The organism is Deinococcus arcticus (assembly GCF_003028415.1).
GTDB lineage: Bacteria > Deinococcota > Deinococci > Deinococcales > Deinococcaceae > Deinococcus > Deinococcus arcticus.
The window spans coordinates 62,970-86,741 of the sequence record NZ_PYSV01000008.1; the positions used below are offsets into that span (position 1 = coordinate 62,970).

Below are 23,772 nucleotides of genomic sequence, written 5' to 3' on the forward strand. Positions count from 1 at the left end.
CACGGTCCGTCCGGGGTCCGGCCAGTATGCTCCTGAACGAGATGTCCTTTGATGCCCGCGCCCTGTCCGCCCTGGATTTTCCCCTCATTCTTTCTGCCCTGGCCGAGCGCAGCGCCACCACCCTGGGGGCCGCGCGCGCCCGCAGCCTGCGCCCGTCGAGCGACGCGGAGCGCATTGCGCGGGAGCTGGACGAGGTGGAAGACGCGCTGTTCGGCGTGAGCCTGTCCCTGGGCGGCATTCAGGACATCAGCGAGCTGCACGCCCGCGCCCAGGAAGGCCGGGTGCTGACCGGGCCGGAACTGCTGACCGCCGCCTACTCCCTGGACGGCGCCATGACGGTGCGGCGCGCCATCACCGCCAATTCCCGGGGCCCGCTGCGCGAGGTGGCCGAGGACCTGGGCGACCACAGCGAACTCGTGCGCCGGGTGCTCTCGGCGCTGGACCGCGACGGCGCGGTGCGCGACGACGCCAGCCCCCGCCTGCGCGACCTGCGCAAACGTATTGAGCCCCTGCGCGGGCGCATCCGGGAAAAGCTGGCCGCCACGCTGGACAAGTGGTCGGACGTGCTGCAGGAACACATTGTCACCATTCGCCGCGACCGCTATGTGCTGCCGGTGCAGGCCAGCCGCGTGGGGCAGGTGCAGGGCATCATCGTGGATGCCAGCGCCACCGGCCAGACCTACTTCGTGGAACCGGCCGCCGTGACGCAGCTGAACAACGAACTCACGCGCCTGATTCTGGACGAGGAAGCCGAGGTGCGGCGCATCCTGACCGAACTCTCGGGCCTGCTGGCCTCGGACAGCGCGGTGCCCCGCACCCTGGCGGCGGTGGGCGAACTGGACCTGATCGCGGCCAAGGCGCGGCTGGCGCGCGACTGGCGCCTGAACCGCCCCGAGGGGGTGGCGGGCGGCACCTACGACCTGCGCGAGGTGCGCCACCCCCTCATCGAAAACCCGGTCGCCAACGACATTGCGCTGGGCGAGACCAAGCTGCTGCTGATCACCGGCCCCAACATGGGCGGCAAGACGGCCACCATCAAGACCCTGGGGCTGGCGGTGCTGATGCACCAGTGCGGCATGTACGTGGCGGCGGCCAGCGCGCGGCTGCCGGTGGTGCGCGACGTGCTGGTGGACATTGGCGACGAGCAGAGCATCGAGGCGAGCCTGTCTACCTTTGCCAGTCACCTCAAGCACCTGCGCTACGTGCTGCGCCACGCCGCCCCCGATACGCTGGTGCTGGTGGACGAGCTGGGCTCCGGCACCGACCCCAACGAGGGCGCCGCGCTGGCCCAGGCGATGATCGAGTGTCTGCTGTCGCAGGACGCGCGCGGGGTCATCACCTCGCACCTCTCGCCCCTGAAGCTGTTCGCGCTGGAAACGCCGGGCCTGAAAAACGCCTCCATGGGTTTCAACCTGGAGACCCTGGCCCCCACCTACGTGCTGCAGGTGGGGCAGCCGGGGCGCTCCTTTGCCCTGGCGATTGCCCAGCGCATGGGCCTGCCGGGCGACGTGCTGCAGCGGGCCGAGGAGCTGCTGGGCCCCGACGCCGGCCTGATGGAGCGCATGCTGGAGGGCTTAGAGCGCGAACGCGCCGAGCTGCGCGCCCAGCTGGACGCTACGGCCGCCGCCCGCCAGGGCGCCGAGGCCGAACTGGGCCGGGTGCGGCAGGAACGCGAAACGCTGGAAGCCCGGCGCAATGAAATGCTGGCCGAGGCCGCCCAGAAGGCCGAGTCCCTGTACGCCGACGCCATTGAGCGGGTGCGGACCCTGCGCGCGCGCGCCCAGGAAGACAGCGCCCGCCCGCGCGTGATGCAGGAACTGCGCGAGTTGCGGGTGGCGGCCCAGAAGGTGCGGCCGGCAGCGGCCCCGCGCGAGGAGAGGGGCGACCCCATCCGCGTGGGCAGCGCGGTGGACGTGCCCGCCTACAACGCCAGCGGGCAGGTGCTGGAACTGCGCGGCGATGATCTGGTGGTGCAGCTGGGCGTGATGAAGGTGGGCGTCAAGCGCCGCGACGTGCGCCTGAAGGGCGAGCCCAAGCCGGTGGCGGCGGGCGCGCCCAAGACCCGGGGCCCGCGCTTTACCGGCACCACGGCCAGCACCTTTCAGAACGAACTGCAGCTGCGCGGCCTGGGCGTGGAAGAAGCGGTGGAGGAACTGCGCGCCGCCATTCTGGAAGCCCACGCGCTGAAAGAAAGCCCGCTGCGGGTGGTGCACGGCAAGGGCCAGGGCGTGCTGCGGCGCCTGCTGCGCGAGTACCTGAAAAGCGACAAGAAAGTTGAGTCCTTCCACGACGCCGAGGCCAACCAGGGCGGCCACGGCGTGACCATCGTGAATATCCGGCGCTGAGGAAGTGGGTCAAGCTGGGCAGGGGCTGGCCCCGGCCTGGCGCGTACCCTGTGGCATGCTCCGCCGCTTCCTGGGATGGACCTTCCTGGCCCTCACGCTGTCGGCCTGCGATCTGCAGGGGCTGGACGTCTACAGCCCGGTCAGTGCCAGGGACTATGTCCGGTCCTGCGCGCGCAGCGCTACGGACGTGTACTGCCGGGCCCTGTTGCCTACCCTCGCGGCCGTGTCGGGGCCGGTGACGGTCCTCGCACCCAATCTGGGCGACGATGAGCGGGCCGCGCTGCTGGGCCGCCTGCTGGCCGAAAAGGGCCTGAGCACCGAAGCCTTTTTGCGTGACGAGGCCGCGAAAGCCGCGTTTGCCCGCGCGAACATCTTTGCGGTGGACCGGCTGACCAGCGGCCTTCACAGGACCCTGGACGGCCAGCCGCATCAGGTTCGCTGCGCCCTGGAGGGGCAACGTGTGCCCCCGCTGGAGGTGTGCTCCATGGACAACCTGAGCGGGATGAACCACCTTCAACCGGGCAGCGGCAGCGTCTATGCCACACTGGCGCCGGGCGCAGACGCCCTGCCATTCTTCCGCTTCTGACGGGTAGACACGCGGGTGTGCTGGGCCAGCGCGCCCTGCTAGCATCCCGGCTGTGAGCGCTGCCCCTGCCCCGTCTGTGCCGCTGTCCTGGCCGCTGCTGGCGGCAGGCACGGCGGCTTTTTTTACCCTGGGGGTCATTCAGGCCATGTATGGGCCGGCCTTCGGGCTGTTTCAGGCCCGCTATGGGGTGTCCACAGCCGCCGTGGGCCTGATCGCCAGCGCGCATTTTCTGGGTTCGGCCTGCGCGCCGCTGCCGGTGGGCCTGCTGCTGCGCGTGATGAGTGCGCGCGCCGGAACGTCGTGGAGCCTGCTGGTGCTGGCGCTGGGCATGGTGGGGGTGGTGCTGGCCCCCACATGGCCGCTGGCGGTCGCCGCCGCCGCTGTGGGGGGCCTGGGCCTGGGCGGGGTCAGCGCCTGCCTGAACGCCGCGTACGCCAGCGTGGGGGCGCGCGCCGTGAATCTGGTCAACGCCGTGTTCGGGGTGGGCAGTCTGGTTTCGCCGCTGCTGGTCACCGGCCTGCACGCGGGGCTGGCCGGCCCGTTCCTGACGGTGGCCGCCCTGTGCGCCGTGACCTTCGCCGTGGGCCGGGTCTGGGGCATGCCCGAGATGCTGGCCCGCGCGCCCGAAACCGCCCCTGCGCGCCCCGGGGTGCAGGCGGGGCTGTTTGGGGGCCTGCTGGTGGCGTATGTGGGCATGGAAGCGGGCTACGGCGCCTGGATTGTGCGTTACCTGACCGATCACGGGATCGGCGGCGCTGCCCTGATGCTCAGCCTGTTCTGGGGCGCGCTGACCGTGGGCCGGGTGTTGACCGGGGTGTTTGGTGGGCGGGCGGCGCCCCACCGCCTGCTGCTGGCCTGCGCCGCCGCCCTGGTGGGACTGGCCGGGCTGGCGCTGGTGCCGGCCTGGGCTCCACTGGCGTTCCTGGGGGCCGGGCTGGCACTGGCCCCGGTGTTCGGCACCACCCTGGCCTGGGCCACCCAGAGCCTCTCGGCGCGGCTGGTGCCCATCCTGCTGGTGGCGGGCTCGGTGGGTGGCGTGCTGGCCCCGGCGGCGCTGGGCGCGCTGCTGGCCCGCTTCGGGCTGCCGGCCGTGCCGCTGGGCCTGGGTACACTGGCCCTCCTGATGGGCGCTTTTACGCTGCTGGCGCGGCGTGGCCTGCGCCCGGGCGGGGCGGCCTAGCAAAGCGCATTGTCAGCGCTGGGGGCGTGTGGCAGAATGCGCGGCGAATTCTCACCCCAACTTCGCCCATCATGGCCGCGCACGGCCAGTGGCCCGGCGGCATCACGGAGGCTCCAGAGTGGCACAAGCGACCAGACAGGTAAAGCTCACGCGCGAAGGGTACGAGCGGCTGCAAAAAACGCTCGATCAGGAAATGGCCCGCCTGGCCGAAGCCACCCGCATCTTGCAAGAGCAGATGGAAACCAACTCCGATACCGAGGACACGGGTCTGGAGGACGCCAAGCGCGAGAAGATGAATATTGAAGCGCGCATTGACGAGCTGGAAGACACCCTGGCCCGCGCCACGGTCATCGAGGACCACGAGCACGACGGCCGCATTGAACTGGGCGCCATCGTGGTGCTGGCCAACGAGACCACCAAGAAGGATATGAAGGTGCAGGTGGTCAGCGCCGCCGAAGCCACGGTCACCGGCGGTAGTCTGCCCCGCGTGTCCGAGGACAGCCCGGTGGGCAAGGAACTGATGGGCCGCAAGAAGGGCGAATCCTTTGTGGTGAACCTGGACAACGGCAAGCAGATGAAATACAAGGTGAAGAGCATCGAATACTAAGGACGTTGCACCTCACGTTACGACTTTGCAGGAGAGCACCGCAAAGTCTCCACCCCCGGTGCAACGTACTTTTTTCGATACTCGCTCCGCTCGGTTGATCTAAAGATCAACAGCGAGCGACTTAGGTTTCAGGCGCGTCATTGCAAGTGAGCGGCAACGCGCGGGCCGCCCCGCGCGGCGCCACCAAGTGCCAGACACGCAAGAAGAACCAGCAGCAACGCGCGGGCCGCCCCGCGCGGCGAAGACCACAACCAGTCAGGATGCCCATGGCAGATGGCGAAGGCGAAACCGCCGGGGCCATCTGCCACCTGCTCTGCGCCATCTGCCATCTGCCCTGAGCCATTTGCCATCTGCCATGCGCTGTCCGCGCCCCCATATACTTCCCCTCATGTCCGACGCCCCCTCCACGCCGCGCCCCGAGGGGCTGCATGAGCAGACCGTCAGCCGCCTGAACAACCTGGACGCCCAGGTGGCGGCCGGTTTTGAAGCGTATCCCTACACCTACGCGCGCACCCACCACGCCCGCGAGGTGCTCCTGGCCCACCCCGGCGAACTGGAAGCCGGACAGGAATGGCCCGAAGAGGTGTACGCCCTGGCCGGGCGCGTGACCCTCATGCGCCACATGGGCAAGGCCGCCTTTGCCGACCTGAACGACGAACACGGCAAAATCCAGCTGCACTTTTCCAAGGGGGACACCGAGGGCTTTGACGCCACCAGGAAGATTGACCTGGGCGACATTATCGGCGTGCGGGGCTTTCCCTTCGTGACGAAAACCGGGCAGCTGACCCTGCGCGTGACCTCGTGGCAGCCCCTGGTCAAGAGCCTGCATCCCCTGCCCAGCAAGTTCCACGGCCTGCAGGACGAGGAACTGCGCGCCCGGCGCCGCTACGTGGACCTGATGGTGAACAGCGAGAGCCGCGAGGTCTACCGCACCCGCTCGCGGATGCTGCGCTTTATCCGCAACTTCCTGGATAGCCGCGACTTTATGGAGGTGGAAGGCCCCACGCTGCAGGTGGTCCCCGGCGGCACCGAGGCCCGGCCCTTCAAGACCTTCCACAACGCTCTGGGCCACGAGTTCAGCCTGCGCATCAGCTTGGAGCTGTACCTCAAGCGCCTGCTGGTGGGGGGCTTCGAGCGCGTGTATGAAATTGGCCGTAACTACCGCAACGAGGGCATTGACCGCACCCACAACCCGGAATTCACCATGCTGGAGGCTTATTTCGCTTACGGTGACTACCACGACATGATGGCGCTGGTCGAGCAGCTGCTGCACGACCTCGTGGTGGAACTGAGAGGTGAGCCGAAGCTGACCTACCAGGGCAAGGAGCTGGACTTCTCGCTGCCGTTCAGGCGCCTGGATTTCGTGACGGCGCTGAAGGAACAGGCCGGGCTGGACTTTGATCCCCTCGATTTGCCCCGCCTGCGCCAGTGGAGCGACGAGCGCCACCCCGAGTTCCGCAAGGTGCCGGACTACAAGCTGCTGGACAAGTTGGGCGGCGAGTACGTGGAGCCGCTGCTGCAGAACCCCACCTTCCTGACCGATATGCCGCTGGCGATCAGCCCCCTGGTGAAGGTGCACCGTGACCGCGCCGGGCTGGCCGAACGCGCCGACCTGTATGTGGCGGGCTTTGAGCTGGCCCCCATCTATTCCGAGCTGAACGACGCCCTGGACCAGCGCGCCCGGTTCGAGGCCCAGACCCAGAGGCGTGAGGCCGGCGACGACGAGGCCCATGAACAGGACGAGGATTTCCTGCTGGCCCTGGAGTACGGGATGCCCCCCACCGCCGGCATGGGGATGGGCATGGACCGCCTGGCCATGCTCCTCACCGACCGCGATTCCATCCGCGACGTGCTGCTGTTCCCGCTGCTGCGCCCCGAGGGCACGGGTGGGGAAGAGGAGAGGGCGCAGGGCAGTCAGAGCCAGGAGTAAAGTTCGCAAAACAGCCAGCTGGGAAAGGGCGTCTCTCTTTCCCGGCTGGCTGTTTTGCGCTGGACGGGTGCAGGGCGCCCGGGTGCTGTCCGCCTGCCGGGCCGCTGGTCCAAAGAAGTCATGGCCCTTTATGTGGAGAGAGACCCCTCAAGCGGCGCGGCCGTGTTGGGCGACGGCCGCACGTTTCCGAAGCAAAAGCACCTGATACGGACTGCCGTCCATTTCCGTAACATCCGGGAAAGAGCCGGATGTTCCCCGCCTTCGGCGCTGTTCCAGCCCAATTCCCGGAAATCCGTATTTGTTCCTGCTCTGCTCCGCAGCTCTTCGAGTCCCTTTGGTCGGAAAAATTCCGGAATTTTCCGGAAGCCGTATGAGCAATGGTTCGGACAGTTTCAGGCCGCTTTGAGACCGAAATTCAGTGGCCTGGACGGCATGGCTTCTAATTCATCGAAGTAGTCATTCAGGCCGAGTTGCACCAAAATGACTTCAGCAAACAGGGCGTTATACGCCCTGCGCTTCATATCTTCCAGGTGAAACACCAGCCCCTGGCCACTGCCCGCCTGTCGTAACGCCTCCAGGCGAGCGACGTTCAGCATCAGCATCACCATGTTCCAGTGCGCCTCCAGGGCCGGCTGCGCCCGAACCTGAGCATCTTGCCCACCCAAGAACTGCTTCTGATCACGGAAGATCAGTTCAATCTCGAACCGACTCTTGTAGAACGCCACCACCTCATGGGCGGGCATGTGAACTGCCGTGCTGAACAGCACGGCGTAGGCGCTGACCTGTCCTCGGCGGTTCAACTGCTGCACCACCACCACGCGCACAGGCAGATTCCAGTGGGTGCGCCAGACCACTTGGGTCAGTACGCGTTCGATGTTGGTCTCGGACACCACCTCGAAGCGTGACAGATCGTCGAAGGTGACCTTTCCATCGTACTTTTTCGGTCTTCCACGGCGCTTCTCGTGCTCGCCTGACTTGACATACTTCAGGTCGGCGTTGCGTTGCATCTTCGAGACCACCGGCAGGCCATGACGTGTCATGGCCTGCACGAAGTCCTGATGGGCATAGTTTCCATCTGCCACGACCGCGGCCACCTCAAGTTGAGGGAGCGCCCGCAGACCGTGCAGCACATCATCCAGCTGACGAATCGCCTGGGCCATGCGGTTGCCCGCTTCTGGTTGGGTCTGCGTTTGGCGCGCGTGAATTGGAAAGGCCTGGCGGTGCTGCACTTCCACCAGGGCGCAGCACGACTGCTCGATGCCCTGCTCGACATGCCCCGTCGCCCCATTCCAGAACGCACCGATATGGTCGGTTGTTGTGCCCGCTTTCCGGTGAAACGAGGCGTCAATGGCCAAGACGAAGAGCGGGCTGATCAGCCCGCTCTCAATGCCCGCCTGAACGGCCTGAAGCTGAAGCGACCACCACGGAAGGGCCCCCTTGTCTGTCCGATGGAGCCAGCGCCGAATCGTTCGGTCAGAGCAGCCTGCGTACCGGGAGAGATTCAAGGCATTCAGACGCCCAGGGACCGCCAGAAATACGCTGAGCACGACCGTCAGAAATCGCCGTTGCGTTTGGCGCAGGGTGGTGCCTCTGAGGACGTGTTCGAGGATGCTGAGGAGGCCGACCGGAAGCGATTGATTCATCACCACAGTGTCGAGGCAGCATCGTGCGCTCCGCGAAAACTGTCCGAACCATTGATGAGACGGCGTCAAAAGAAATGCTGCCGAACGCAAGAATTTCTCGCATCGGCCGCTTCCCGATCACGTCCTCCCCACACCCCCCAAACTGGAACCGCTTCATTCATTCGTTCGTTTGACAAACAAAATTGCCAGGGCGCAGCATCTGAGCACACAACCCTGCCCTGCACTCAGATCCCCTGTATCTGACGACGTTTTCTGCCCTTTGTGCGTCCTGGCCCCCGGTGCCGGGAAGGCCCGCTCTTGCCCAAGGACCCTGCCATGCTGCACGACGAACCCCACAGCGCCGATACCCTGGACCTTGCGGCCATCCGTGCACGGCACACGCTGCTGCTGCTGGGGCTGCTGTGGAACCGCGACCTGGCGCGCGTGGACATGGCCCGCGAACTGGGGCTCTCGCGCAGCGCGATCAGCTCGATTGTTACGGAGCTGATCAGCGTGGGGCTGGTGCAGGAGGTGGGCACGCGGGGCAGCAGCGGCGTGGGGCGCAAGGCCACCCTGCTGAACCTGAACACCCGCGCCGCCGCGCTGCTGGCGGTGGACCTGGGGGCCAGCCACGCCCGGGTGGACGCCCTGGACCTGCACTGCCGCACCCTGGCCACCCAGAGCGTGCCGCACGACATTCAGGCCGGGCCGCGCGCCACCTACGCCCTGCTGCACGAGCTGAGCCAGGAGGTGCTGCGCGCCGCGCGCCTGAGCCCGGCCCAGGTGGCGCTGGTGGGCGTGGGCATTCCGGGCCCGGTGGACCACGACACCGGCCGCGTGGTGCAGCCCCCCAATATGCCCGGCTGGGACGGCGAGAACGTGCGCGAGGCCCTGCGCACCCTGCTGGGCCTGGAGGTACTGGTGGACAACGACGCCAATCTGGGCGCCCTGGCCGAGGCCCGCTTTGGCGCCCACCGGGGCACCCAGGACCTGATTTACGTGAAGGCCGCCACCGGCATAGGCGCCGGGGTGCTGCTGGGCGGACGACTGCACCGGGGCACACGCGGCGGGGCAGGCGAAATCGGGCACATCAGTATCAACGAACAGGGCCCGGTGGGGCGCAGCGGCAACCCTGGCAGCCTGGAAAGTTACGCGGCGGCCGGCGTGCTCTCCCGCCTGGCCGAGGAACGCCGCGCGGCGGGGGTGCCCACGGCCCTGCCCTCGCCTGTCAGCCTGGGCACGCTGCTCACGCACGCCAACACCGATCCGCTGGCCCGCGCCGTGTGGGAAGAGGCCGGTCACCACCTGGGCGTGGCCATCAGCACGGCCCTGAACCTGTTTAACCCGGCGGCGGTGGTCATTGGTGGCCGCCTCTCGCAGGCCGGGGACGTGCTGCTGCAGGCGGTGCGCGCCAGTGCCCAGAGCCGCACCATGCGCATCAACGCCGACCGGGTGCGCATTGACCTGGGCACCCTGGGCAGCGACGCGGGGGTGCTGGGCGCGGGCGCCATGATGCTGGATTCGCTGTTTACCCCGCGCGGCCTGCCGCACCTGTACGGCATTGCCCGTGTCAACCAGAGCACCCACGACCTCGCCGCCAGCCGCGCGCCGCCTGGCCTGGGCCCCAGTGACCCAGCCCCTACCCGATCTCATTTTCCCCCGTTTGGAGGAGTCTCATGAAAAAAGCCCTGTTGATCGCCGCCGCCCTCGCCGTTCCCACCAGCGCCGCCGCCGCTGGCAAGCTGGAAATCTTCTCGTGGTGGGCCGGTGACGAGGGCCCCGCTCTGGAAGCCCTGGTCAAGCTGTACAAGCAGCGTTACCCCAGTGTGGCCGTGGACAACGCCACCGTGTCGGGTGGCGCGGGCACCAACGCCAAGGCCGTGCTGAAAACCCGCATGCTGGGCGGCACCCCGCCCGACTCCTTCCAGGCGCACGCCGGGCAGGAACTCATTGGCACCTGGGTGGTGGCCAACCGCATGGAGGACCTCAGCGGCCTGTTCAGGTCCGAGGGCTGGGACAAGGCGTTTCCCAAGGACCTCGTACGCCTGATTTCCAGCAAGGGCGGCATCTGGAGCGTGCCGGTAAACGTTCACCGCAGCAACGTCATGTGGTACAACCCCGCCAGGCTGAAGAGCTGGGGCGTCACTGTGCCCAAGACGTGGCCTGAATTCCTGAGCACCTGCACCAAACTCAAGGCCAAGGGCGTGGCCGCCCCGCTGGTGGTGGGCGAGAACTGGACCCAGCAGCACCTGTGGGAATCCGTGGCAATCGGCACCCTGGGCGCCCAGAACTGGGAAAACCTGTGGGCCGGCAAGCTGAAGTTCACCGACCCCCGGGTCGTGGGCGCTTTTACCACCTTCGGCAAGGTCATGGACTGCGCCAACAAGGACGCCTCGGGCCTCAGCTGGCAGCAGGCCAGTGACCGCATCATCAGCGGCCAGAGTGCGTTTAACATCATGGGCGACTGGGCCGCCGGGTACTTCACCACCACCAAGAAACTGGCCCCCAACACCGGCTTTGGCTGGGCCCCGTCCCCCGGCACCACCAAGACCTTTGTGATGCTGGCCGACTCTTTCGGGCTGCCCAAGGGCGCCAAGAACCGCGCCGAGGCCCTGAACTGGCTGCGCGTGCTGGGCTCCAAGGCCGGCCAGGACGCCTTTAACCCCCTCAAAGGCTCGATTGCTGCGCGCACTGACAGCGACCTGAGCAAGTACAACACCTACAGCCGCTCGGCCGCCGCCGACTGGAAGAGCAACAAGATCGTGGGCTCGCTGGTCCACGGCGCCGTGGCCCCCGAGAGCTTCATGAGTGCGTTCGGCACGGTGATTGATCAGTTCGTGGCCAGCCGCAACAGCGCCGGCGCCGCTGCCGCCGCCCAGCAACTGGCCGTACGCGCCGGCATCGGCAAGTAAGTCAAGCAGGAGGCGGTGCGCGGTGTGCGGTACGCGGTGTTGACCGCGCCCTGCTGCCCGCGCACCGCTCCCCTGTTCTAAAGGAGGCCCATCCATGAAAGGCCTGAGTAAAGACCGGCTGTGGTCGGTCGCCGTACTGCTGCCCAGCGTTGTGCTGATCGCGGTGTTTGTGTACGGGTTTATCGCGCGCAGTGTGTACGTCAGCCTGACCGACTGGGGCAACGATCCCGCCCAGGCGCTGGCGCTGGACCCGGTGATCCGGTTTATCGGGCTGGCCAACTACCAGGACCTGTTTACCGGCTTCTTGCAGGGTCGTTTCCGCCAGGAACTGGTGAGCACAGTGTTTTTCACCGCCTTTTTCATTCTGGGCTGCCTGGGTCTGGGGCTGGGGCTGGCCCTGATCCTGGACCGCAACCCCCGGGGCGAGGGGCTGTGGCGCACCATCTTCCTGTTTCCCATGAGCCTGTCGTTCATCGTGACCGGCACCATCTGGCGCTGGATGCTGCAGCCCGGCGGCGGCGTGAACCAGGCGCCCACGCTGTTCGGGGCCCCGCCCAGCACCTTTCCCTGGCTCAGCAGCACCGAGGCCATCTGGAAGTTCGACTGGAACAGGCTGCCGCTGCTGACCGCCAGCGTGGTGGCCGCAGTGCTGATCGTGGTGGCGGTGCGGGCCCTGCGCGCCGGGGACCGCCGCCGTACCCTGGTCGCTGCCCTCTGCGCGGCCCTGCTGCTGGGCTGGGCGCTGCTGGTGGCCCCCAACCTGAAATTGCTGCCCGCGCCGGAGCTTCACGGCTTCAACCTCGCCCTGATCGGCATCATCATTGCCGCCGTGTGGCAGATGAGCGGCTACACCATGGCGCTGTATCTGGCCGGGCTGCGCGGCATTCCCGAGGAACTGCGCGAGGCCGCGAAAGTGGACGGCGCCGGCGACCTGGGCATGTACCGCCATGTGATCTTCCCGCTGCTGGCGCCCATCTCCCTGTCCGCCATGATCGTCCTGGGCCACATCAGCCTGAAAATCTTCGATCTCGTGTACGCCATGTCGGGGCCCGACAACATCAACACCAGCGTGCCGGCCCTGAACATGTACCTCACCAGCTTCCGGCAGAACCAGTTCGCGCTGGGGGCGGCCATTGGCACCATCCTGCTGATTCTGGTGGCCTTCGTGATTGTGCCGTATCTGGCCTCGCAGTTCCGGGGCGAGGAGGGACACGCGTGAGGGTAGACGGTCGAAGGTTGATGGGTGATGGAGGAGGGGCGGCAATGATGTTGAAGGTTCGAGGTGGCAGGTTGGTTGGCGAGTGGCGCGCTGTTTCTATCAACCATGAACCATCAACGGTCAACGCGGCTCCGCGCAGCGGAGGCCCCGCATGACCACCACCCTCCCCACCCACACGGCCCCGGCGGCAGCCCCCAGAAAGCCGCTGCGGCCGGGCCGCGTGGCCATGTACGCCCTGCTGGTGCTGGCCGCCCTGTTTTTCCTGGTGCCGGTGTACCTGCTGTTTGCCACGGCCCTGAAAAGCCCGGACGCCATTGCCGAGGCCACCACGTGGCACTGGCCCAGCGTGCTGAACTGGGGCAGTTTCCGTGACGCCTGGGCCAAGATTGGCGGCAACATGCTCAACAGCGTGTTTCTGGCGGTGGTGGCCACCCTGCTCAGCGCCGTGCTGGGCAGCCTGAACGGCTACGCCCTGAGCAAATGGAAGTTCCGGGGCGCCAACACCCTGTTCGCCCTGATGCTGTTCGGCATGTTCATTCCGTACCAGGCCGTGCTGATTCCGCTGTTTCAGTTCATCAAATCGCTGGGGCTGTACGGCTCCATCTGGGGCCTCATCCTGGCGCACGTGGTGTACGGCCTGCCCATCACCACCCTGATTTTCCGCAACTTCTACGCCGATGTGCCCGACGCCCTGATTGAAGCCGCCACCATTGACGGCGCGGGCTTCTGGCAGATCTACGGCAAGGTTATCTTCCCCATCAGCATTCCGGGCTTCGTGGTGGTCATCATCTGGCAGTTCACGCAGGTGTGGAATGAATTCCTGTTTGCCGCCACCCTCACGAACACCAGTTCGCAGCCCGTCACCTACGCCCTGTCGCAGCTGGCAGGCGGGCAGGCGGTCAGCTGGAACCTTCCCATGGCCGGCGCCATCCTGGCCGCCCTGCCCACGCTGCTGGTGTATATCCTGCTGGGCCGCTACTTTGTGCGCGGCCTGCTGGCGGGGAGCGTGAAGGGGTAAACAGAAGGCCATGAGCCATGAGCTCTGAGCCGTGAGCAAAAAAGCATCTGGGCCATGCGTTATGGGGGCTGTTCCCCATGGCCCATGGCCCAGAGCCCATGGCCTCTTTTCCCCCTCTTACACTTCCGTCAGGCTGCCCCCGCTATGCTGTACCCCACTTCATGACGATTCCCGAATCCCCCCCCGTGTTCGTTGTGACGGCGGAACCGGCGCGGGCCCAGGCCCTGCGGCCGCTGCTGCCCCGGGCCAACGTCCGCCATATCAGTGACGCCGAAACGCTGCTGCGCGAAGCCCACGTGACCCCTCCTGATGTGGCGCTGCTGTACACCGACACGCCCGGCGTGCCGCTGCACGGGGTGCTGCCCATGCTGCGCCAGCGCGCCGAACTGGCCGGCACCTACTGGCTGGCGGTGGGCTCGCGGGGCCTGGGCGAGATGCTGACGGCGGGGGTGGACGCCCTGATCAGCGAGGCCACCCCGCCCCAGGCGGTGGCCGTGCAGGTGCAGACCCTGCTGGCCCGCGCGCAGCAGCACCGCGACGCCCAGGGACGGGTGGTGTCGCTGCAGCGGCGCCTGGACACCTGGGAGCACGAGGAGCGGGTGCGCGACCAGCTCGTGCACATGCTGGTGCACGACCTGAAAAACCCCATTGCCGCCGTGATGGGCCTGCTGGAAATCGTGCAGGAAGACCCCCGCGTGCCCGACGACAACCGCGACCTGCTGAAAGTGGCGCGCGACGAAACCCAGCACCTGCTGCACCTCGCCGTGAACATGCTGGACGTGCGCAAGATTCAGGCGGGCAAGATGAACCTGCGCCGGGAGCTGATGTTCACTCCCATGTTCCGCGAGGTGGTGGAACTGGCCTGCGGCGATGTGGGCAGCGGTCTGCGCGACCGCCACCTGCGCGTGGAGGTGGAACAGGACCTGAGCCCTGCCAGCGCCGACCCCGAGATTCTGCGCCGGGTGCTGGCCAACCTGATCAGCAACGCCCTGAAACACACCATGACCGGCGGCCTGATCGTGGTGACTGTGCGCGGGCACGGCGACACAGTGCAGATCACGGTGCGTGACGACGGCGAGGGCATTCCCGAGGACGACATTCCCAACCTGTTTGCGGCCTTTGAGCAGTCCCGCCTGACCCTGCACGGGCGCTTTGACACCGGCATGGGCCTGGCTTTTTGCAAGCTGGCGGTGGAAGAACACGGCGGCAAGATCTGGGTGGATTCGGTGCGCGGGCAGGGGGCCACCTTCACCTTCACCCTGCCCCTGGCCGCCGATAACGAGGACGACGACTTCGCGGAACTGGTGTAGCAGGGCGGGGCGCTCCGCTTGACAGGGCCCGCCGCTCCCTCATGGAGGCGCCGCACCATCGCCACGGCCTGTTCACCGCTGGCCCCTCCCCGGTGCGGGGAGAGGCCAGCGGCTTTTGGTCGCCTGTTCGGCGCTCCCCCCTGGCCCGGCCTGCCCCAACCTGCCCATATCACTGTGGGGTGAATCTGCGCCCCAGGCGCACAGAACATGCTAGAACAAGGGTGCACCACAAGTCAGGCAAGAGGAGTTCGGACGCACTCTCTTTTTTTCCAGCATTTCGTGCCGTTTTTCACGAGCAGGCCAGTGAAGGGCGAGTACGCACGCAGAAAGGGGACCTGTTATCGAATACGCCAATTTTGTCATCATGCTGCTCGTCGCGCTGGGTATTGGCATTGTCGCCGTCATTGCCAGCGCCATCCTGGGCCCCAAACGCCGGGGCAGCCGCACCAAGCTCATGGCCTATGAAAGCGGCAACGATCCTGAAGGTGGGGTCGGCACGGGCCAGCGCTTCCCGGTGCATTTCTACCTGGTCGCCATGCTGTTCATCATCTTCGACATTGAAACGGCGTTCTTCTATCCGCTGGCGGTGGCTTACCAGAAGCTGGTGCCCTTTGCCTTCTTCGAGGCAATTACCTTTGTGCTGCTGCTGCTGGTGGGCTACGTGTACATCCTGAAGAAGAAGGTGCTGGAATGGGCCTAAGAGCGGGTACGCCTGTGCCACCTGGTCAAGACAGGCGAAGGGCCGCCCCTGAGCCTCAGGCCACCCGCGCTGCGCGCGGTCAAAGAGTGGAAGGGCCGAAGGGTCTGAGGCCACCGGGTTTCCTTAGCCCCTTCGACCCTCCGACTCTTCGACACTTCAGCGTTCCTGGCCACCCGATGGAGGCTGTATGGCTTTAAAGGAACTCTTTGAGAAGGACTGGCAGGAACTGGAATCCGAAGGGGTTCTCTTTTCCAGTCTGGAAAAGCTGGTGGCCTGGGGGCGCAGCAACAGCCTGTGGCCCGCCACCTTCGGGCTGGCGTGCTGCGCCATTGAAATGATGAGCTCGACCGACGGGCGCAACGATCTGGCGCGCTTTGGCTCGGAGGTGTTCCGGGCCAGCCCCCGGCAGGCCGACGTGATGATCGTGGCCGGGCGACTGAGCAAGAAAATGGCCCCGATTATGCGCCGGGTGTACGACCAGATGCCCGACCCCAAGTGGGTGATTTCCATGGGCGCGTGCGCCAGCAGTGGGGGCATGTTCAACAACTACGCCATTGTCCAGAACGTGGACAGCGTGGTGCCGGTGGACATCTTCGTGCCCGGCTGCCCGCCGCGCCCCGAAGCCCTGATCTACGCCGTGATGCAGCTGCAGAAAAAGGTACGCGGCGAAGCCTTTGACGAGCTGGGCCACCAGTTGCCAATGGTGGACGCGTGGACCCGGTGAGCGGCGAGAAACGCACGGGCCGGGAGGGCGGGGTGCAGTCGTCCCAGACGTTGCCGCCGGTGCCTGTCCCGGCGCCTGTGGTACCAGCCCCCCCCTCGCGCGACGTGGGGCCCCTGATGCGCGAACTGGGCCTGCAGGAAGACCACGCCGCCGAGCCCACCGCCGTGGTACCGGCCGGACAGTTGCGCGCCGTCGCCCAGGCCCTCAAAGAGCGCGGCTTCATGCTGATGGACACGGTGGGCCTGGACTACAGCGCCTACCCGGAGCGGCGCCCGGCGCGCTTTGCCGTGCTGCACAACGTCTATCACCCGCGCGACCACCGCCGCCTGTTTCTGCGGGTGTGGCTGGACGACGGGGAAGCGGTGGACAGCCTGTATCCGGTGTGGAAGGCCGCCAACTATCTGGAGCGCGAGGTCTACGACCTGCTGGGCATTGTGTTTACCGGCCACCCGGACCTGCGCAAGGTGCTGACCCCCGACGACCTCGAAGGTCACCCGCTGCGCAAGGACTTTCCGCTGGGCGAAAGCCCCACCCTGTTCCGCGACGGCCGCTTTCTGGACCCCGCCACCTTCCGCGCTGGCCTGACTGGCCGCGACGCGGGCCTGACCGGCTACCGGGGCGAATTCCGGAGGGGCGAGAGCGGCGAGCGCCTGCCGCCTGTCATGCCGGAAGGAGGACCGAAATGATGGTGATGGGTGATGGTCAACGGTTGATGGAGGGCTGCGCGGGCGCCCTTTCCATCAACCATCCACGTTTCACCATCAACGCGACCGGAGGTCGCCCATGACCACCACCGACAAACCCACCCATGGCCGCCTTGCCCCGGGGGGCACGCTGGCGCCCGAGCAGATGGGGCCGGATCACCAGGAAAGTGACCGCGCCGAGCGCCTGGGGGCCGATGAGGGCGAGGCCCTGATGCACACCGAGATCATGTCGCTGAACGTGGGGCCGCAGCATCCCAGTACGCACGGGGTGCTGCGCCTGGTCGTGGATATGGACGGCGAGTACGTGGTGAAGGTGACCCCACACATGGGCTACCTGCACACGGGCTTTGAAAAGACCTTCGAGCACCGCACCTACCAGCAGGGCGTGACCTACGCGCCGCGCACCGATTACCTGCACTGTTTCGGGCACGAACTGGCGTATGTGCTGAGCGTGGAAAAACTGCTCTCGGCCCAGGTGCCGGAGCGCGCCACCACCGTGCGCGTGATTCTGCACGAACTGGGGCGCATTCACAGCCACCTCGTGTTCGTGGGCACGGGCCTGCTGGACCTGGGCGCCCTGACGCCCTTCTTCTACGCCTTCCGCGAGAAAGAGGCGCTGGTGGACCTGTTCGAGGCGGTGTGCGGTTACCGCATGAACCAGGGCTACTTCCGGGTGGGCGGCCTGTCCCGCGACATCCCTGACGACTGGCCCGCCCGCGTGGCGAAGTTCCTGGACCAGATGGACCGCGGCGTGGACGAGTACAGCACCCTGTTCTCGCAGAACCCCATCTTCCTGGACCGGGCCAAGGGCGTGGGCGTCATTCCGGCGGACGTGGCCCTGGACCTGGGCCTGACCGGCCCCAACCTGCGCGCCAGCGGCGTGCCCCTGGACCACCGCAAGGACAACCCCTACTGCGGCTACGAGCAGTACGACTTCAACGTGGTCACCAGCCAGGACGGCGACAGCCTGGCACGGTTCAACATGCGCCTGCTGGAGTTCCGCGAGAGCATCAAGATCGTGCGCCAGGCCCTGAAGCTGCTGAAGCCCGGGCCGGTCAAGGACCCCAACCGCAAGATCTCCCTGCCCCCCCGCCACGAACTGGAAACCAGCATGGAAGCGGTCATTCACCACTTCAAACTGGTGACCGAGGGCTTTCACCCGCCCACGGGCGAGGTCTACGTGCCAGTGGAGAGCGCGCGCGGCGAAGTCGGCTACTACATCGTCTCCGACGGCGGCTCCATGCCCTACCGCGTGAAAATCCGGGCGCCCAGCTTCGTGAACCTGCAGGCCCTGGAATACGCCTGCGTGGGCGCGCAGTTTGCCGACCTGATCACGATTCTGGCCACCATTGACCCGGTCCTGGGAGACGTGGACCGGTGAAGGCCATAAGCCATGAGCTGTGGACCATGAGCCCTCTTCGCCTCATGGCCCACAGCCCAGAGCCCTTTTCAACCAAGGAGCAAGGCCACTTTGAGTTACTTCGCGGATAAACAACCACTGGTGGCGGACATTTTCAGCCGCTACCCCGATTCGCCGCAGGGGCGAAGAAGCGCGCTGATGCCACTGCTGCGGGAAGTGCAGGACGCCGAGGGCTTTGTTTCAGAAACCCGAATGGCGGAAATTGCCGCGCTGGTGGGGACTACCGCCACCGAAGTGCGCAGCGTCATGAGCTTCTATTCCACCTACCACACGGTGCCCACGGGCCGGTATCACCTGCAGGTCTGCTCCACGCTGATGTGCGCGCTGGCGGGTTCGGATGAGCTGTGGGACCACCTCGTGGAGACGCTGGACGTGCAGCCCGGCGAAGTGACCAGTGACGGCCGGTTCAGCGTGCAGAAGGTGGAGTGCCTGGGCAGCTGCGGCACCGCGCCCATGATGCAGATCAACGACGACGGCTATTACGAGAACGTGGGCCCAGGCAAGTGCGCCCGGATTCTGGCGGACCTGCGTGCTGACCGCCAACCGCTGCCAGACAACCCGGTGCCGGTGACGGTGACCGCCGAGGGCCGCCAGCTGATGGCCAACGGGCAGGCGGTGGGCAGCAGTGTCACGGGCCTGACCGTCCTGCCGGATTCGGGGAGGGCCCTATGACTGTGGCCGAGCCCGCCCCCAAACCCATCACCAGCGCCAAGGACCCGCGCTTTGCGCCCACCCTGTACGCCTATGTGGGCCAGGAGGGCAGCTGGACCCTGGACTTTTACCGCCGCGCCGGCGGTTACGAGGCCGTGAAGCGCGCCTTTGCCATGGGCCCGGATGCCGTGATTGACGAGGTGAAGAAGTCCGGCCTGCGCGGGCGCGGGGGCGCCGGGTTTGCCACCGGCCTCAAATGGTCGTTTATGCCGCTGAACGACGGGCGCCAGCACTACGTCATCTGCAACGCAGACGAATCCGAGCCGGGCTCGTTCAAGGACCGCTACCTGCTGTCCGAAGACCCCCACCAGCTCATTGAAGGCATGTTGATTGCCGCCTACGCCATGCGCGCCAGCGTGGGCTACATCTACATTCGCGGCGAGTACGTGCACGCCGCCGAGCGCATCCAGGCCGCCATTGAGGAAGCGCGCGCGGCAGGCCTGCTGGGCCAGAACGTGCTGGGCAGCGGCTTTGACTTCCAGCTGCACCTGCACCGGGGGGCCGGGGCGTACATCTGCGGCGAGGAAACCGCCCTGATGAACTCCCTGGAAGGCCTGCGCGCCAACCCGCGCCTCAAGCCGCCCTTTCCGGCGGCTGCCGGCCTGTACGGCCTGCCCACCACCATCAACAACGTGGAAACCTTCTGCGCCGCCACCCAGATTCTGAAGTTCGGCGCGGACTGGCATGCGGGCATGGGCACGGAGAAGAGCAAGGGCATGAAGCTCTTTCAGATTTCCGGGCCGGTGGCGCGGCCGGGCGTGTACGAACTGCCGCTGGGTACCACGTTCCGCGAACTCATCTATGACTGGGCGGGCGGGCCTCTGGAAGAGATGAAGGCGATCATTCCGGGCGGCAGCAGCTGCCCCATGCTGCCCTGGACCGACGCGATTCTGGACACGCCCATGGATTACGAGGCGATTGCGGCGGCCGGGTCCATGCTGGGCACGGGCGGCGTCACCCTGATTCCGAAGGCCGACTGCATCGTGAATGCCACCTGGAATCTGGTGCGCTTCTACGGCCACGAGTCCTGCGGCAAATGCACGCCCTGCCGCGAGGGGATTTCGAGCTGGATGACCCGCATGTACCAGAAGCTGGTCACCGGACGCGGGCAACCCGGCGACGTGCAGCTGATTCTGGACATGTCCGAGAACATCGGCGGGCGCTCCTTCTGCGCCCTGGCCGACGCCTGCCTGGGCCCGGTGCTCAGCTCCATCAAGCACTTCCGCGAGGAATACGACGCCCTGGCGCAAACCGGGCAGGCGATGTACGCGCCCAGGAAGCGCTGGAGGGACGCGTGAGCCGCGCCGCCGTCCAGGGCAGTGGGCCCGCAGGCCGCCTGTCACCCGGCATCGGCGCCGACCGGAGGGAGGCGAAATGAAAGTCATCGTTGACGGCACCGAAGTTGAACTGCCGGCCGGGACCAGCGCCATTGACGCGGTCTTCGAGTCGGGCGGGGACGTGCCCTACTTCTGCGCGCATTCGTATCTCTCGCCTATTGGGGCCTGCCGCATGTGTCTGGTGGAAACCGGCAGCCCCCGCAAGAACCCGGATGGGTCATTTGTAATGGAAGGGGAGGGGGAAGCGGCCAAGCCCAAGATCTTCTGGTTCCCCAAACCCATGGCGTCATGCACCATGCAGGCCACCGAGGGCATGCACATTCGCACCGCCAAGACCAGCGATGTGGTGGCCAAGGCCCAGGCCGGCATGATGGAATTTACCCTGCTGAACCACCCGCTGGACTGCCCCACCTGCGACAAGGGCGGCGCGTGCGAACTGCAGGACCGTGCCTTCGAGTACGGCTATGGGGCGAGCCGTTACGGCTTTGACCGCCGCCACGCCGACAAGCATTACCCGCTGTCGGATTTCGTGATTCTGGACCAGGAACGCTGCATTCACTGCAAGCGCTGCGTGCGCTACTTCGAGGAAGTGCCGGGCCAGGAAGTGCTGGACTTTATCGAGCGTGGTGGCCACACTTTCATTGACACCGAGGAGGGCGGGCTGCCGCTGGGCTTCCAGGGCAACATCACGGATATCTGCCCGGTGGGCGCGCTGCTGGACAACGTGGCGCGCTTCCGGGGCCGCAACTGGGAATACGACCACACGCCCACCACCTGTACCCTGTGCCCGGTGGGCTGCTCCATTACCGCCGACGCCCGCAACGGCCGCCTGGAACGGGTGGTGGCGCGCGAGAACCGCGACGTGAACGAGGCCTGGATCTGCGATGCGGGCCGCTTCGGGCACCCGTTTGCCAGCGAGGAACGGCTGACCACGCCCCTCATCCGGGGCGAGGACGGCGAACTCGTGCCCGCCAGCTGGGATCAGGCGATCACGGCGATCAACCGGGGCCTGGCCGGGCTGCCTCTGGCCGACCTGGGCCTGTTCGTGGGTGCCGACACCACCCTGGAAGAGGGCGTGGCGCTGGAAGCCCTGGCCGACGCCCTGCAGGCCCGGCATGTGGACCACGGCCCCCGGCAGGCCGTGCACATTGCCCCCACCGCCACGCTGACCGATGTGGCCCAGGCCGACTTTGTGGTGGTGATTGGCGCCGATCTGGGCGAGGAAGCCCCGGTGCTGGAACTGCGCATTCTGGAGATGCTGCGGGGCGGCGTGTTGCCGCCCGAATTTGCCCACGGCACCGCCATTGCCGATCTGCGGCTGGTCGAGCGGCCCGCGCGCAAAACCGAGCGCCTCGCCGTGGTGGGTGCCGAAAGTCGCCTCTGGAGCCACGCCGGGCACCGCATCAGTGCCAATGGGCATGGGGTCCTGAACCGTCTGGTGCAGCCCGACACGGCCGAACTGAAGGTGGTGCGCGAGGCCCTGGACAAGGCCGAACGCCCGGTTCTGATTCTGGGTGCCGACGCCCTGAACGGCGCGAGCGGCTCGTTTGCTGGCACCCTGAGCACCCTGGCGGCCAGCACGGGGGCGAAGGTGCTGGCCATTCCCGCCGGGCCGAATAGTCTGGGCCTGAGTGCCCTGAATCTCGTGCCCCGCACGGGTGGCCTGGGCCTGAACCGGCTGGCTGAGGTGCCTGCCGCGTTTCTCAGCCGCGTGAATCCGGGCGTGCGGGCGCGTGGCTTTACGGTGGTGCACGACCTTCACCTGACCGCCACCGCGCAACTGGCCGACGTGGTGCTGCCCGCTGTCACGAACTACGAGAAGCGCGGCACCACCGTCAATCTGGAAGGCCGCCTGCTGCCCCTGTCTTCCGCCGCCATTCAGGCCGGCGACTCGGCCGACCTGATCCGCACCCTGACCGCTCTGGCCGAGGCCCTGGGCGTAAAGGCCCCGGTGCGCGGCCTGCGTGGTGCACAGACCCTGGCTGCCCAGCGGCTGGGCGTGAACCTCGCGGACCTGCCCGAACAGGGCCAGTTGCACCCCTTCCCCCAGACCCACACCGCCCCGGCCCAGCCCCACACCCCCCGCCTGTGGACCGAGCGCATGGTCCGGCGGGACGGGGACTGGGTGGAGCGCATTGCCCACCTGACCCAGGGCGGCTGGACGCTCCCGGTGTCGCCGGCTGCACCTCAGCCGGGAGGGGATGACTGATGCCCGACTGGCTCGCCACCCTCCTGATTTCGCTGGTCAAGGCCGTGCTGGTCGTGCTGGGCCTGCTCACCACCTTTGCCTACATGACCCTGGTGGAGCGCCGCCTGCTGGGCCGCATGCAGCTGCGCCCCGGGCCCAACCGCGTGGGCCCCATGGGCCTATTGCAGCCCGCCGCCGACGCGATTAAGAGCATCTTCAAAGAAGACCTGAACGTGACGCTGGCCGACAAGCTGGTCTACACCCTGGCGCCCATCGTGGCCATTGGCATGGCACTGACCGCCTTTGGTGGCCTCCCTGCTGGCCCGGCGGGCAGCCTGTTTGGCGAGAACCCCTGGGTCTACAACCTGGATGCGGGCATTCTGGCCCTGCTGGCCCTGACCTCCATGGGCGTGTACGGCATCTTCCTGGGTGGCTGGGCCTCGGGCAGCAAGTACCCGATTCTGGGCGGCCTGAGAAGCAGCGCGCAGATGATCTCCTACGAACTGGGCATGGGCCTGAGCATCCTGGGCCTGCTGATGCTGGTGGGCACCACCAGCTTCAATAACACGTTCAATAGTGATGGCACTCTGCGCGCTTTGGGTTTTGTCGGCTGGCAGGCTGAAAACGGCTGGCTCATCCTCTTTCAGGCACTGGGTTTTGCCCTCTTTCTGATCTCCTCGTTTGCGGAGACGAACCGCACGCCCTTTGACCTGCCCGAAGCCGAACAGGAAATCGTGGCCGGGTACCTCACCGAATATTCCGCGATCAAGTGGGCGCTGTTTCAGATGGCGGAATACGTGAACATGATCACCGCCTCGGCGGTCATGGCCACGCTGTTTTTCGGGGGCTGGAAGGGCCCGCAGTTTCTCAATGGTCTGATTCCCGGCATCTCCGACTGGCCGCTGGTGTGGCTGATTGCCAAGATTGCCTTTTTCCTCTTCCTGTTCATCTGGGTGCGCGCCACGCTGCCCCGGCTCCGCTACGACCAGCTGATGCGCTTTGGCTGGAAGCTGGTGCTGCCCCTGGCCCTGGCCAACACGGTCATGACGGCCGCGTTCCTGGCCTTCCGTGGTCAGGGCGGCCTGTGGTTCCTGAGCATTCTCAGCTTCGCGGCCCTGGCGGCCCTGCTGGTCATGAGTGACCGGGTGCGGGTGCTGTGGAACCAGCCCACCGTGCGCCGCGAGGGCGACGTGCGGCTGGGGGGTGGAGACTGATGAGTGGTGATGGTCAATGGTTGATGGTTGATGGAGAGGTGGCCG

Annotated in this window: 19 protein-coding genes and 1 pseudogene; 18 read left to right on the forward strand and 2 right to left on the reverse strand. The window is 66.7% G+C overall.

Translation table 11 applies throughout. The features are described from left to right. The first annotated feature begins 41 nt into the window (after window positions 1-41). The 4 genes from C8263_RS09695 to C8263_RS09710 all read left to right on the forward strand — a co-directional run bounded on the left by C8263_RS09695 (window position 42) and on the right by C8263_RS09710 (window position 4,718). Window positions 42-2,345 (forward strand): endonuclease MutS2, encoded by a 2,304-nt coding sequence (locus tag C8263_RS09695; protein WP_199188370.1) that lies wholly within the window; start codon window positions 42-44, stop codon window positions 2,343-2,345. 55 nt (window positions 2,346-2,400) lie between these two features. Next, window positions 2,401-2,931 (forward strand): hypothetical protein, encoded by a 531-nt coding sequence (locus C8263_RS09700; protein WP_107137922.1) that lies wholly within the window; start codon window positions 2,401-2,403, stop codon window positions 2,929-2,931. 52 nt (window positions 2,932-2,983) lie between these two features. Next, window positions 2,984-4,111 carry an MFS transporter gene (locus C8263_RS09705; protein WP_107137923.1) on the forward strand — a complete coding sequence of 376 codons (1,128 nt, stop codon included), beginning with the start codon at window positions 2,984-2,986 and terminating at the stop codon, window positions 4,109-4,111. Between the two features lie 118 nt (window positions 4,112-4,229). Then, window positions 4,230-4,718: a GreA/GreB family elongation factor gene (locus tag C8263_RS09710; RefSeq protein WP_107137924.1), complete on the forward strand. Its 489-nt coding sequence runs from the start codon at window positions 4,230-4,232 to the stop codon at window positions 4,716-4,718. 137 nt (window positions 4,719-4,855) lie between these two features. On the opposite strand, the pseudogene C8263_RS19890 reads toward C8263_RS09710, so the two are convergent. Continuing rightward, window positions 4,856-5,071: pseudogene (locus tag C8263_RS19890) on the reverse strand (hypothetical protein); the annotation flags it as partial. A 35-nt stretch (window positions 5,072-5,106) separates the two neighbouring features. On the opposite strand from C8263_RS19890, the gene lysS reads away from it, so the two are divergent. Further along, window positions 5,107-6,648 (forward strand): lysine--tRNA ligase, encoded by a 1,542-nt coding sequence (gene lysS, locus C8263_RS09720; RefSeq protein WP_107137926.1) that lies wholly within the window; start codon window positions 5,107-5,109, stop codon window positions 6,646-6,648. Window positions 6,649-7,040: 392 nt separating this feature from the next. Here lysS and C8263_RS09725 read toward each other — a convergent pair whose 3' ends face one another. Then, window positions 7,041-8,291 carry a transposase gene (locus C8263_RS09725; RefSeq protein WP_107137927.1) on the reverse strand — a complete coding sequence of 417 codons (1,251 nt, stop codon included), beginning with the start codon at window positions 8,289-8,291 and terminating at the stop codon, window positions 7,041-7,043. Between the two features lie 315 nt (window positions 8,292-8,606). On the opposite strand from C8263_RS09725, the gene C8263_RS09730 reads away from it, so the two are divergent. The 13 genes from C8263_RS09730 to nuoH all read left to right on the forward strand — a co-directional run bounded on the left by C8263_RS09730 (window position 8,607) and on the right by nuoH (window position 23,727). Further along, on the forward strand, window positions 8,607-9,950 hold the full coding sequence (locus tag C8263_RS09730) for an ROK family transcriptional regulator (RefSeq protein WP_107137928.1): 1,344 nt from the start codon (window positions 8,607-8,609) through the stop codon (window positions 9,948-9,950). Beyond that, the gene (locus tag C8263_RS09735; RefSeq protein ID WP_107137929.1) at window positions 9,947-11,182 is read left to right on the forward strand and encodes an ABC transporter substrate-binding protein; all 1,236 of its coding nucleotides are present in this window, start codon (window positions 9,947-9,949) and stop codon (window positions 11,180-11,182) included. The genes C8263_RS09730 and C8263_RS09735 overlap by 4 nt, the downstream gene beginning before the upstream one ends. Window positions 11,183-11,276: 94 nt before the next feature. Beyond that, window positions 11,277-12,401 (forward strand): carbohydrate ABC transporter permease, encoded by a 1,125-nt coding sequence (locus tag C8263_RS09740; RefSeq protein ID WP_107137930.1) that lies wholly within the window; start codon window positions 11,277-11,279, stop codon window positions 12,399-12,401. 151 nt (window positions 12,402-12,552) lie between these two features. Then, a complete protein-coding gene (locus tag C8263_RS09745) occupies window positions 12,553-13,419 on the forward strand; it encodes a carbohydrate ABC transporter permease (protein WP_107137931.1) in 867 nt (288 codons plus the stop codon). Between the two features lie 161 nt (window positions 13,420-13,580). Further along, window positions 13,581-14,729, forward strand: coding sequence for an ATP-binding protein (locus tag C8263_RS09750; RefSeq protein WP_107137932.1), 1,149 nt, complete (start codon window positions 13,581-13,583; stop codon window positions 14,727-14,729). A 364-nt stretch (window positions 14,730-15,093) separates the two neighbouring features. Continuing rightward, window positions 15,094-15,429: an NADH-quinone oxidoreductase subunit A gene (locus C8263_RS09755; protein ID WP_107137933.1), complete on the forward strand. Its 336-nt coding sequence runs from the start codon at window positions 15,094-15,096 to the stop codon at window positions 15,427-15,429. Window positions 15,430-15,616: 187 nt separating this feature from the next. Next, window positions 15,617-16,153, forward strand: a complete 537-nt coding sequence (locus C8263_RS09760; protein WP_107137934.1) for a NuoB/complex I 20 kDa subunit family protein — start codon at window positions 15,617-15,619, stop codon at window positions 16,151-16,153. A 50-nt stretch (window positions 16,154-16,203) separates the two neighbouring features. Beyond that, window positions 16,204-16,839, forward strand: coding sequence for an NADH-quinone oxidoreductase subunit C (locus tag C8263_RS09765; protein ID WP_332888940.1), 636 nt, complete (start codon window positions 16,204-16,206; stop codon window positions 16,837-16,839). 163 nt (window positions 16,840-17,002) lie between these two features. After that, window positions 17,003-18,238 carry an NADH dehydrogenase (quinone) subunit D gene (gene nuoD / locus C8263_RS09770; protein ID WP_107138021.1) on the forward strand — a complete coding sequence of 412 codons (1,236 nt, stop codon included), beginning with the start codon at window positions 17,003-17,005 and terminating at the stop codon, window positions 18,236-18,238. Between the two features lie 90 nt (window positions 18,239-18,328). Then, window positions 18,329-18,949, forward strand: a complete 621-nt coding sequence (gene nuoE, locus C8263_RS09775; RefSeq protein ID WP_107137935.1) for an NADH-quinone oxidoreductase subunit NuoE — start codon at window positions 18,329-18,331, stop codon at window positions 18,947-18,949. Continuing rightward, window positions 18,946-20,286: an NADH-quinone oxidoreductase subunit NuoF gene (gene nuoF, locus C8263_RS09780; RefSeq protein WP_107137936.1), complete on the forward strand. Its 1,341-nt coding sequence runs from the start codon at window positions 18,946-18,948 to the stop codon at window positions 20,284-20,286. Before nuoE ends, nuoF begins: the two co-directional genes overlap by 4 nt. 76 nt (window positions 20,287-20,362) lie before the next feature. Further along, complete coding sequence (gene nuoG, locus C8263_RS09785; RefSeq protein WP_107137937.1) at window positions 20,363-22,534, forward strand: NADH-quinone oxidoreductase subunit NuoG; 2,172 nt, start codon at window positions 20,363-20,365, stop codon at window positions 22,532-22,534. Continuing rightward, window positions 22,534-23,727 (forward strand): NADH-quinone oxidoreductase subunit NuoH, encoded by a 1,194-nt coding sequence (nuoH, locus tag C8263_RS09790; protein WP_107137938.1) that lies wholly within the window; start codon window positions 22,534-22,536, stop codon window positions 23,725-23,727. The genes nuoG and nuoH overlap by 1 nt, the downstream gene beginning before the upstream one ends. Window positions 23,728-23,772: the final 45 nt, after the last annotated feature.